9 protein-coding genes are annotated in these 11,898 nt (G+C 65.1%); 1 reads left to right on the plus strand and 8 read right to left on the minus strand.

Features of this window, described 5'->3' with window-relative positions:
* Nucleotides 1-7: 7 nt before the first annotated feature.
* The 8 genes from AC1DB0_RS08540 to AC1DB0_RS08575 form a co-directional block, all read right to left on the minus strand.
* Complete coding sequence (locus AC1DB0_RS08540; protein ID WP_342066334.1) at nucleotides 8-1,216, minus strand: metal-dependent hydrolase family protein; 1,209 nt, start codon at nucleotides 1,214-1,216, stop codon at nucleotides 8-10.
* Between the two features lie 25 nt (nucleotides 1,217-1,241).
* Nucleotides 1,242-2,972: an ABC transporter ATP-binding protein gene (locus tag AC1DB0_RS08545; protein WP_476758642.1), complete on the minus strand. Its 1,731-nt coding sequence runs from the start codon at nucleotides 2,970-2,972 to the stop codon at nucleotides 1,242-1,244.
* Between the two features lie 7 nt (nucleotides 2,973-2,979).
* Nucleotides 2,980-3,906: an ABC transporter permease gene (locus AC1DB0_RS08550; RefSeq protein ID WP_476757352.1), complete on the minus strand. Its 927-nt coding sequence runs from the start codon at nucleotides 3,904-3,906 to the stop codon at nucleotides 2,980-2,982.
* 10 nt (nucleotides 3,907-3,916) lie between these two features.
* Nucleotides 3,917-4,888, minus strand: a complete 972-nt coding sequence (locus AC1DB0_RS08555; protein WP_054421017.1) for an ABC transporter permease — start codon at nucleotides 4,886-4,888, stop codon at nucleotides 3,917-3,919.
* A 131-nt stretch (nucleotides 4,889-5,019) separates the two neighbouring features.
* The gene (locus AC1DB0_RS08560; protein WP_054421018.1) at nucleotides 5,020-6,627 is read right to left on the minus strand and encodes an ABC transporter substrate-binding protein; all 1,608 of its coding nucleotides are present in this window, start codon (nucleotides 6,625-6,627) and stop codon (nucleotides 5,020-5,022) included.
* A 356-nt stretch (nucleotides 6,628-6,983) separates the two neighbouring features.
* A complete protein-coding gene (locus tag AC1DB0_RS08565) occupies nucleotides 6,984-8,372 on the minus strand; it encodes a GTPase/DUF3482 domain-containing protein (protein WP_175170691.1) in 1,389 nt (462 codons plus the stop codon).
* Complete coding sequence (locus AC1DB0_RS08570) at nucleotides 8,365-9,804, minus strand: DUF2868 domain-containing protein (protein ID WP_476757353.1); 1,440 nt, start codon at nucleotides 9,802-9,804, stop codon at nucleotides 8,365-8,367. The genes AC1DB0_RS08565 and AC1DB0_RS08570 overlap by 8 nt, the downstream gene beginning before the upstream one ends.
* 138 nt (nucleotides 9,805-9,942) lie before the next feature.
* Nucleotides 9,943-10,833 (minus strand): helix-turn-helix domain-containing protein, encoded by an 891-nt coding sequence (locus tag AC1DB0_RS08575; protein WP_054421021.1) that lies wholly within the window; start codon nucleotides 10,831-10,833, stop codon nucleotides 9,943-9,945.
* A gap of 162 nt (nucleotides 10,834-10,995) precedes the next feature.
* On the opposite strand from AC1DB0_RS08575, the gene AC1DB0_RS08580 reads away from it, so the two are divergent.
* On the plus strand, nucleotides 10,996-11,895 hold the full coding sequence (locus AC1DB0_RS08580; RefSeq protein ID WP_476757354.1) for a DMT family transporter: 900 nt from the start codon (nucleotides 10,996-10,998) through the stop codon (nucleotides 11,893-11,895).
* Nucleotides 11,896-11,898 lie beyond the last annotated feature (3 nt).

Genomic DNA, 11,898 nt, shown 5'->3' on the forward strand with positions numbered 1-11,898 from the left:
GCGCGGTTCAGAAGGGCAAAGCCCCCGCCGCCAATTCACCATTGCGCAGCACCGCCACATGAAAGCGTTTGTCGGCCGCCTTCAGAATGTCTTCCGTGGGGTCGCCCTGCACCAGCAGCAGATCAGCGACCTTGCCATCGGCGATGACGCCGTGTTCCGTCAAGCCCATCAGGTCGTGGCCGCGTGATGTGCCGGCAATCAGCGCATCGATGGGCGTCATGCCGAACTCCACCATGTAGGCCAGCTCCATGGCGTTTTCGCCATGCAGGTTGAAGGGCGTGCCCGCGTCCGTGCCCATCGCGATGCGGCCGCCAGCCTTGTAGTACATCTGGAACGACTCACGATGGCGCTGTTCGACGGCGCGCGCCTTTTCCACCGCGTAGGCGGGGATGCCGTTGTCGGCGTTGGCGATGATGTTGCGCACCGCCGCGATGGTGGGCACCAGATAGGTTTCGGCCTCCAGCATTTCGCGCAGGCAATCGTCGTCCATGAAGATGCCGTGTTCGATGGAATCAATGCCCGCACGCACCGCGTTCAGAATGCCCTGCGTGCCTTGTGCGTGGCTGGCCGTGCTTTTGCGAAAGCGTTTGGCTTCATGCACGCCCGCCTTCATTTCGTCGAAGCTGTAGTGCGCATCCATCGGGCTCACGCCCGGCGTCATGACGCCGCCCGTGGCCATGATCTTCACGAGATCGCAGCCGGCGTGGACTTGTTCGCGCACGGCCTTGATGACGTCTTCACAGCCGTCGGCGATGCGGCCGATGCGGTTGCCGTGCCCGCCCGTCATGCAGATGATGCGGCCGGACGCCTTGATGGTGGGGCCGGGAAACACGCCGCGCGCAATCGCGTCGCGCACGCCGAATTCCAGATAGTCCTTTCCGCCGCAGTCGCGCAAGGCTGTGACGCCGCCGCGCAAGCTGGCTTGTGCGTTCTCCAGCGCGGTCAGCGTGATCTGCGCCGGACCCTGCTTGCTTAATTGCGCATTGGGATCGGCGCCGCCCGTGTAGACCAGATGCACGTGGCAGTCCGCCAGGCTGGGCATCAGCGTCATGCCGGTGGTGTTGATCTGCAAACCGGCATAGCCTTCGAATGCGCTGGCGGGCGCCACGCGCGCCACCCGCTTGTCTTCGACCAGCACGCCGTGATCGCGCAATACCTTGCCCTCGCCATCAAATACCTGGCCGCCGATGAAGAGGGTCTGTCGTGTCGCCGTCATGTCTCGCTCCGGTTGCGCTCGGGCGTCAGCCTTCCACTACATCCAGCCCCTTGCGGGACATGGTTTGCAGGCGGGGCATCAGCCCAAGCAGGTGTTGGCTGTAGGGGTGTTGCGGGTGATCGAACAGGCTTTCCGTTTCGGCCACTTCCAGCAATTCGCCGTAGCGCATGACGCCCACGCGGTCGCACATCTGGCGAATCACGGGCAAGTCGTGGCTGATGAACAGCATCGTCAGGCCCAGCTCTTCTTGCAGGTCTTTAAGCAGATTCAGAATCTGGGCCTGAATGGAAACGTCCAGCGCCGATGTGGGTTCATCGCAAATCAGGAATCGCGGACGCGTGGCGAGCGCGCGGGCAATACAGATGCGCTGACGCTGGCCGCCCGAGAACTCGTGCGGGAAGCGTTCGGCGGCGCGGTCGCCCAGGCCCACCACGTCAAGCAGGTTGGCGACGATGCGGCGCGTTTCAGCTTCGTTGGCCGCCAGCTTATGGAAGCGGATGGGTTCGGCAATGATGTCCAGCACGCGCATGCGCGGGTTCAACGACGAGAACGGATCCTGGAAGATCATCTGGATCTGCCGGCGGAAGGGGTTCAGCTGCTTCTCGCCCTTGAGCGCCGTGAGGTCAGTGCCGCCAAACGTGACTGAGCCTTCGGATGGCGTGTACAAGCCGGAGATCAGCCGCGCCACTGTGGATTTGCCCGAGCCGGATTCGCCCACCAGTCCGAAGACTTCGCCTTCGCCAATGGAAAAGTTCACGCGCTTGACGGCATCCAGCGTGCGCTGATTGCGCTTGAACAGCGCGCTCTTCAACACGAAGCGCATGGACAGGTCGCGCACCTGCACCAGCGGGCCGCCCGTCTGCACGCCGAAGTCGCGTCGCTGGCCCAGCCAATGCGTGGCCAGGTCCAACGGCTGCGACGGCGTCTTCACGTCTTCGATGTAAGTCACCAGCGGAAAGCGCTTGAGCTTGATGTCGGGGCGCGGCACGGCCGAAATCAGGCTGCGCGTGTAGGGATGATCGGGGTCGCCCAGAATCTTGGCGGTGGGGCCTTGCTCGACAAGCTTGCCGTGATACAGCACTGCCACGCGATCGGTCACGTCAGCAATCACGCCCATGTCGTGCGTGATGATGATCATGCCCACCTGCTCTTCGCGGCACAGCTTCTTCAAGAGCTCAAGAATCTGCGCCTGGATGGACACATCCAACGCGGTGGTGGGTTCATCTGCAATGATGACTTCGGGCTCGCAGCACAGCGCCAGCGCAATCACTACGCGTTGCCGCATGCCGCCCGAGAACTGATGCGGATATTGCTTGACGCGCAGTTCCGGCTGATCGATGYCCACTTGCACCAGCAGCTGCACCGCGCGTTTCTTCGCTTCGGCGTGCGACAGGTTCAGGTGCACCTGCATGGTTTCCACCAGCTGGCTTTCCACCGTTTGAAGCGGGTCGAGCGAGGTCAGCGGGTCTTGAAAGATCATGCCGATGCGGCGACCGCGCACCTTGCGTTTCTGCGCAGGGGTGAGCGTGTCGATGCGTTCGCCGTTCAGCAGCACGGAACCGCCGGCCAAACGCCCGGGCGCTTCCAGCAGGCCGATCACCGCGTTGCCGATGGTGGACTTGCCCGCCCCGGACTCGCCCACCACGCCCAGGATCTCGCCCTTTTCCAGGGACAGCGATACGCCATCCACCGCCACCAGCGTGCCGCGGCGGCTGGGGAATTCGATGCGGATATCTTCAATGTTCAACAGGGCCATGACGTCCTCAGCGCAGCTTGGGGTTGAGCGCGTCGCGCAGCCAGTCGCCCAGCAGGTTGACCGATAGCACCAGCGCCACCAGCGCAATGCCGGGGAAGATCGAAATCCACCACATGCCCGAGAACAGATAGCTGTTGCCAATGCGGATCAGCGTGCCCAGCGACGGCGCCGTAGGCGGCACACCAACGCCCAGGAACGACAGCGTGGCTTCGGTGATGATGGCGATCGCCAGGTGAATGGTGGCGATGACCAGCACCGGGCCCATGACGTTGGGCAGGATGTGGCGGCGCAAAATGGTGAAGGGGCCGATGCCGATCAGACGCGCCGCCTGCACGTATTCCTTGTTGCGCTCGACCAGCGTGGAGCCGCGCACGGTGCGCGCGTACTGCACCCAGCCCGAGATGCCGATGGCGAAGATCAGCACATACAGCGCTAGCTGGTCGTGCATGTCGCGCGGCAATAGCCCGCGCGCTACGCCGTCGATCAAGAGCGCCACCAGGATGGCCGGAAACGACAGCTGCACGTCTGCAATACGCATGATGAAGCTGTCAATACGGCCGCCGGCGTAGCCGCTGATGAGGCCGAGCGTGACGCCCAGCACCATCGAGAACAGCACCGACGCAAACCCCACCAGCAGCGACACGCGCGAGCCATACATCACGGCCGACAGGATGTCGCGGCCCTGGTCGTCGGTGCCCAGCAGGAAGTCAGGGCTGCCGCCCTCTTCCCAGGCCGGCGGCGTGTTGGCGTCCATGATGCTGAGCGACGCCAGGTCAAACGGGTTGTGCGGCGCGACGACGGGCGCGAACAGCGCACCCAACAAAATGATCAGCGTGAAGATGGCGGCGATGATGGCGCCGGGCGAACGCTTGAAGCTGTGCCACAGGTCGCTGTCGGCGGCGCGGGCGAACATTGGAGCGATGCGAGCAATCATGTTGATTCCCTTATTTGCTCTGCACGCGCAGACGCGGGTCCACGGCGAAGTACAGCAGGTCGACGACCAGGTTGATGACCACGAACATGAAGGCGATCAGCACCAGATAAGCCGCCATCACGGGGATGTCGACCATGCTGATGGCCTGGATGAACAAGAGGCCCATGCCCGGCCACTGGAACACCGTTTCCGTGATGATGGCGAACGCGATGATCGAGCCCAGCTGCAAGCCCGTGATGGTGATGACGGGCACCATCGTGTTCTTTAACGCATGGCGGAAATTGATGAGCCGTTCCGGCAGGCCGCGGGCGCGCGCGAACTTGATGAAGTCAGCGCGCAGCACTTCCAGCATTTCGGCGCGCACCAGCCGCATGATCAAAGTCATCTGAAACAGCGCCAATGTGATGGCCGGCATGATCAGCGCCAGCCATCCTGATTTGGTCAGAAAGCCCGTTGTCCACCAGCCCAAACTGACGACGTCGCCGCGTCCGAAGCTGGGCAGCCATCGCAGCTGCACGCCGAACACAAGAATGAGCAGAATGCCGATCAGGAACGTGGGCAGCGAGATGCCGGCAAGCGACACCGCCATGAAGGTCTTGGACAGAATGCCGTGGCGTTTGAGCGCGGTGTAGATGCCCATCGGAATGCCCAGCGCCAACGCCATCACGGCGGACACGAAAGACAATTCCAAGGTGGCGGGCATGCGTTCTTCAAGCAGCTCGCTGACGGGCCGGCGCTGACGGTACGAGATACCGAAGTCGCCTTGCACCGCGTTGCCGACAAAGCGCGCGAACTGCACCACGAAGGGGTCGTCCAGGCCGAGCTGTTCGCGCAGTTGCGTGCGTTGTTCAGGGGTGGTGTCCTGGCCGACCATGCTGGCGATCGGGTCGCCGACATAGCGGAACATGGAGAACGCGATCAGCGCCACCGTCAACATCACCAGCACCGACTGGATAAGCCGTTGCGCAATAAAGGAAAGCATTATCGGGTGCCCTCGTTTGCAGATAACGCCGGGCCGCGTTTGCGTAGAACGCTTGAAAGCGAAGCTGGGCCAGGTGCGCCCGGACGGCTTGCGCCATCCGGGGCATACAACGTCAAAGGTTTACGGCAGGTTTACGGCAACACCACATCGCGCAGGTCGAGCACGTCGTCGGCGCGTTGAATGACCTTGATGTTGTCCTTCACGCCCCACGACATGGGCTGCTGGTGCAGCGGCAAATAACCGTAGTCGCTGCGCACGATCTCGAAGGCTTCCTTGATCATTGCGTTGCGCTTGGTCTGATCGGTTTCAACACCGATCTTGTTGGTCAGGTCGTCAACCTTCTTGTTGCAGTAGCCGCCCAGGTTGAACTGGCCAGCCGCCGTCTTCGCATCACGGCACGCCGCCAGGTTCAGCAGCGCGTTGTGCGCGTCGGTAGAGCTGGGCGTCCAGCCCAGCATGTACATGCTGGTCTGGTTACCGGCTTGCAGCAGGATTTTGCCGAAGTACTTGGACTTGGTCTGCGCCAGCAGGTTGATCTTGATGCCCACGCGCGCCAACATGCCGGCCACCGCCTGGCAGACCTTTTCGTCGTTGACGTAGCGGTCGTTCGGGCAGTCCATGGTGACGGTGAAGCCCTTCGGGTAGCCCGCTTCGGCCAGCAGCTTCTTGGCGCGTTCGGGGTCGGGCTTGTACGGTGCGCCATAGGAATCGGCGTAGCCGTTGATGGCGGTAGCCACCAGCGAGCCCAGCGGCTTTGCTGCACCCCGCATGATCTTGTCGTTGATGGCCTTGGTGTCGACCGCCAGCACGACGGCTTCGCGCACCTTCGGGTCCTTGAACGGGTTCTTGCCCTTGACGTCCGAGAACAGCAGTTCGTCGCGGTCCTGGTCCATGCCGATGAAGATGGCGCGCGCTTCGGGCGCCGTCAGCGGTTTCACGCCCTTGGCGTCTTCCAGGCGCTTCCAGTCTTGCACGGGCACCGGCTGCACCAGGTCCATTTCGCCAGAGATCAGCGCGGCCACGCGCGTGGCTTCCTGCGTGATGGGCTGGAAGATGACCTCGTCGACGTTGGTCTTGATGTTCTTGTTCCAGTAGCCGTCATAACGCTTGAGCACCGTCTTCACATCCGGCTGGCGCGACACCAGCATGAAGGGGCCGGTGCCGTTGGCGTTCAGGTTGGCATAGTTGCCCTGGTTGTCGCCTTTGACGTTGGTGGCTTCAGTCGTCTTGTTCTTCTCGGCCCACGTCTTGCTCATGATGTACAGGAACACCCATTCGCGCGGCAAGATCGGGTTGGGCGTAGGGGTGGTGACTTCGATGGTGTAGTCGTCCACCTTCTTGATGTCGGACGCCTTGGCGCCGTAGCCCTTCATGTCGGAGCCAGGGGTCAGGCTGCGCTTCCACGAGAAGATGACGTCGTCCGCCGTGAAGGGCGAACCGTCGTGGAACTTCACGTCTTTGCGCAGCTTGAAGACCCACTTGGTGGGCTCGGGGTTTTCCCAGCTTTCGGCCAGCAGCGGCGTCAGTTTCAGGTTGCCGTCGTAGCCCGCCAGCGTTTCGTAGATGTTGCCCTGGAAGCCCAGCGTGAAGGTCTCGTTCAACGCCATCGGGTCCATCGATGTGGCGTCACCTTGATACGCCCAGTGGAAGGTCTTGGCGGCCGCGCCGGCGCTGAACGCCAGCGATGCGGCAATGGCGGCCGCCAGCGCAGCTTGCTTTAGGTGGGGAAAAGTACGCATAGCCCTCATGCTCCGTTGGTGCGCGTGTCGCGCGACAGAAGTGACAGGGCCCCGGCCCCTGTGGGACTCGGGGCATGGCGTTGCTGCTTACGACGAAAGACGGTGTTGGACTGGGCGGCGCGCGGCGCGAACTGCGCGCAGGCCGTGGAGGGCGATGCCGGAAATCACTGCCGAAGACTTCGACTTCACGATGGACCCAACCCCTTGTGATTGTCATGACGGGGACGGACCCGCGCCGATGCAGATCGAATCTTATAGAGCGATTCGTTTAAGCGTCAATCGGTTTGGGTTGGGGTTAGTCCGTGCTTGCCGTCAGCGTTGAATGGTGCGTTTGGCGCGGCTTGCGGCGGGGCGGATCAGGGGGCGGATGGCGGCGCGCTAGCAAGGGTTTTCGCCAAGTCGCGCACCACGCGCTTGCGGCGGTCGCTATCTTCGTAGTGCTTGCCCAGCGCCGACCATTCGGGCCGGCTGCGCGCTTCTTTCAGTGCTTCGGGCAATGGGCCTTTGCGCCACGCGTCATCATCCGGAAGACGTAGTGTCAAAGGCTCGCGCGCGGCGTGGCCGCGGCGTTCCAAGGCGTCGATCAGTTGCCGCTGGCGTAGCGCCAGCAAGCGCAGCACGGCGTCGTCCACGCTGATCTCGCGCCAGCCGCGCAGCTTGCCGGCCATGCGCTTGCCCAGCTTCTCAACGCCCTGCCACAAGCCGCCTGCCGCCGCGCCAATCAGCATGCCGGTGCCCAGGCTCAAGCCTGCACTGAACAGGTCCACCGCCGCGCCCGCCATCGCACCCGCCGCCGCACCCATGCCTACCTGCACGCCCATGTCTTTCAAGGCCTGCGGATGAAAGAGGTCCATGCCCCAGCGCTCGCCTTGCAGCGGCAGCGCGTCGTCGGTGACATCGGCGGGGCGGAAGTTGTAGAGCGCCAGCAAGGCGTTCACGCAGGCTTGCTCGCGCTGGCGCACCTGATCGCGCAATTGGTTCGATGTGGCGGCAAGCGCGTCGTCGTCGCTGGGGCTGGACAGATGCAGCGCCGCCACATCGATGAGCAGATCGGCCAGCAGTTCGTAGGCGGCGTCGTGGCGTTGGCGGCGTTGCGCGGACAGGCTGTCGGAGAGCTTTGCCAGCGCGGCGGCATGGCGGTCGAGCAAGACGCCCAGCTTGGCGTACAGCTGTTGCTCGCCATCTAGCGGCGGCGCAACGGTGTCGAACTCCACCACCGCATGCAGGCCCAAGCGCGCCATTGCGCCACGCCATTCATCGGCACGGTGCGCGGGCGCGTTGACGAAGTTCAGCACGGGCAGCAGAGGCCGGCCGCAAGCGGCCAGAATCGAGAGCTCGTCGCGATGCTTGCCCAGCACGGGGTCGCGCGCATCAATGACGTACAGCGCGGCGTCGCAGTCCAGCATCTTCGTCAACACGCGAGCTTCTTGCTCGAAGCGGCCGTGCGCTTCGGGCGTATCCAGAAAGCGGCGGATGCGCGCGGGGCCGTCCAGGCGTTCGTCGGGGCTGGCGAGCCGTTCCAGGTATTCCAGCAACGCGATGCTGTCTTCCATGCCCGGCGTGTCGAACCATTCCAGCACGGCGCGTCCGTCCAGACGCAGGCGCGCGCCTTCGACATGGCGCGTGGTGCCGGGGCTGTCGGCCACTTCGCCAAACGTGGTGTCGCGCGTCAACGTGCGCAAGAGCGAGGTCTTGCCCGTGTTGGTGTGGCCTACCAGCGCGATCTTGATCAAGTCGTCAGCCATGGCCGGACTCCAGCCACGCGAGCGGCGCGGCAGGCGTTTGCAGGATGGCGTCGGCGGCAAGGCCTAGCGCCAGCAGCCGCTCGCGCCACAACGCGGCGCGTGTGGCGTGTGCAGTGGCCCCGCACGGCGCGATGAGCCAGACGCGGGTGTGTTGCGCGTGCGCGGACAGTTCGGCGATCAGCGACAAGGTGCCGCGGTCAGGCGTCTGGCGCGCATCGCAGGCGATGACCAGGCGCGAGGCCGCGGCCTGCGCCAACGCATCCAGCACGCGGTTGCGTTCTTCGCGCGTGTCCAGGTTGCCGGCGACCTGGATGGGCGCAGGCACGTCGGCGGGCGGCCAGGGCAGGTCGGTTGGCAGTTCCAGGCCCAGCAGCACGGGCTGGCCCGCCAGGCCCGACAGCGGCGCCGATTGCACGCGCGGTTCGTGCAGCGGGTCTACAGGGCGGTCGATGCCGGTGGACTGCGCGGGCGGCTCAAGACGATCGCGCAAGGGCGCGAAACCGGCCAGCGAAGGATCAATGCGCAAGGCCCGCAGCGCGCGCAGCGTGGCAACGCCGCACAGCGCGCCGGCCAGCAGGCGGGGCAGGATGCCGTAGACAACCACCACGCCGATCAGCCATAGCGACCATTGCACCTGCGCCTCGGCGGCGAGTGTCTGCGTGCCGTCGCTGGCGAGGATGATGGCGGCGTCGGGCATCGGAAAGCCCAGATGCGCGGGCAGCCAGCCGATGGCTTGCGTCAGCCAGACGAAGGTGTCGGGCGCCAGCAGCGTGGTGGCCCAGATGAAGCGGTAGCTGGCGGTGGACAGCACCACCAGCAAGGCCGCCAGGGCGGCGCACAGCGCGGTCAGCCACAGCAGATGGCTGATGACGCCGAACAGCCAGCGCAACGCGCCTGCGCGCGCCAGCAGGTTCAGGAATGCTTGCGGCACCAGCGCGCCGTCGGGGCCGCGCGCGAGCTTGCGGGTGGCCCAGAGCCATAGACGGCCAAGACCTGTCATGGCGGAGGCCCGGAGCAGGAAGCTGGCCAGCCACAACAGGAAGGTCAGCGCGTGCAGGCCGAGCAACGCGCCCAGCGCCCACAACACATTGACGGGCCGGGCGCCGTCGCCCAGCGCGCCCAGGGCCACGCCAATGCCCGACAGCAGCGCAATCACGAACAACGCCGCCAGCATCGCTTTGGCGCTGCGGCTCCAGGTGTCGACGAGCGATGTCAGGTTTTCGCGCTGCGCGAGCAAGCCGGCGCGGGCGAGGATGCGGGAAGGCAGATCGGTGTCCAGCTGCCGCACGCGGCGCACGGCGTCGGCGTCATCCAGCGGACCCCAATGGGTTTCGCGCAGGCGGATGAGTTCAGCCAGCCAATGCGCGCGCAACGGACGCGGCGCGGCGGGGCCGGCCAGAGGATCAAAATCGCGAGAGTTCGAAGACGGCATCGCGTCGGGAGCAAGCGCGGTCGGGCCGCGGCGTCAGGCCGTTGAGGCGGTGGGCCATTGTAGACCGCGCAAGTCAGGAGCCGGGGCTGAGCGGGGGAATGGACGCGGGGCTGGACGGGACCCGGACGGCGGCGGGTTTCAGTGCTGGCGGCGGGCGCTGCGGTATTGGCCGGGCGTGACGCCGACTGCGTCGCGGAACACGCGGGACAGGTGGCTGGCGTTGCCGAAACCGCTGGCTTGCGCAATGCCGGCCAGGTCGCCCTTGCCGGCCGCCAGCAAACGCCGCGCGTGCGCCAGCCGGCGTGCGCGCACCCACGCGTGCGGCGGTTCACCGAACGAGGTGTGGAACATGCGGGCGAAGTGATAGGTGGATAAGGCGGCCACGCCGGCCAGCTCGTCCAGCGTCAGGGCCTCGTGCAGGTGCGCGTCCACATAGTCCATGATGCGGCGGCGCACGGCCGGCGCCAGCCCGCCGCGCGCGGGCTGCGCGGTCTTGCGGGTCACGCCCTGGATCAGCAGGTGGTGCAGCACGGTTTCGGCGGCGCTGCTGGCGGCCAGCCGGTCTGCCGGCTGCGCCCAGTCGGTGCCCAGCAGCTGCCGGCACACATCGATCAGCGAGTCGTCCTGAATGTAGGTGCGGTCGCGCAGTTCCAGCGTGCGGGGTTCGCAGTCCAGCCGCATCACGGCTTCGCGCGCCAGCCGTTCGGGCGAGATGTACAGGTGCAGGAAATGCACGGTGTCGTTCATGCACCAGCGCGAATAATGTTCCGCCGGCAGCACGCAGAACTTGCCGGCGCCGCCATGCAGTGTGTCGCGGCCGACGCGGAAGGATTTGTCGCCGCCATGCAGGTAGAGCGACAGCGTGTGGTGGCCGGGCGAGTCGTAGCCCAGCGTCTCGTGCGCGCTGCGCGCCCACTGCGAAATGGCCATTCCTTCGCCCAACGGCGCGGCGCGCTCCAGCGTGGCGGTGGAGCGCGAGAGGGTGCGGAAAACGGAGAAATCGGCCGGGGCCGAGGCAGCGGAACCCATAGGGTTCAAATGCTACTGCGATCTGGCGCGGGCCGCGCGAACGTTGACGGAATAACCGCAAGAATCGGCAATCGCGGATGAGTGGCCAGGCGCACACTCGCGGCCAGGCGATCCGGGTTTGACGGGTCGGCCTCACGTCCCCTTTTTCTTGCGTATCGCATCGTGAATCTCTTTCTGTATTTCCTGACCGTCGTCATCTGGGGCACCACCTGGATCGCCATCAAGTTGCAGCTTGGCGTGGTGGCCATTCCCGTGTCCATTTTCTATCGCTTCGCGCTGGCGGGCCTGGTGCTGTTCGCCGCCTTGCTGCTGACCCGCAAATTGCAGAAGCTGGACCGGCGCGGACACTGGCTCTGTGTGGGTCAGGGGCTGTGCTTGTTCTGTTTGAACTTCCTGTGCTTCTACACCGCAACGCAATGGATACCGAGCGGGCTGGTGTCGGTGGTGTTTTCGGCGGCCACCCTGTGGAACGCGCTGAACGCCCGGCTGTGGTTCGGCACCCGGATTGCGCCGCGCGTGATGCTGGCGGGCGCGTTCGGCTTTTCGGGCCTGGTGCTGCTGTTCTGGCCGGAGCTGTCCAGCCAGGCGGCCAGCCACGAAACGCTGCTGGGCCTGGGGTTTGCGCTGCTGGGCACGTTCTGCTTTTCCACGGGCAACATGCTGTCGTCCTTGCAGCAGCGCGCCGGCATCCGCCCGCTGACGGGCAATGCGTACAGCATGTTGTACGGCGCGTCGATCTTGCTGGCGGGGTGCCTGGTGGCGGGTCTGCCGTTTGAATTCGACAGATCTTCGCAGTATGTCGGCGCCCTGCTGTACCTGGCGATTCCGGGGTCGGTGATTGGTTTCACCGCATATCTGACGTTGGTCGGCCGGATGGGTCCGGCGCGCGCCGCGTATTGCACGGTGCTGTTTCCGGTGGTGGCGCTAAGCGTGTCGACGGTGGCCGAGGGCTATCAGTGGACACCGGCTGCGTTCGCCGGTTTGGCGCTGGTGATGGTGGGCAACCTGCTCGTCTTCACGAAGTGGTCGCCGTTTTTGCGCCGGCCGTGCGTCGCCCGGTGACGT

This window comes from Achromobacter sp. 10T422 (assembly GCF_056394065.1).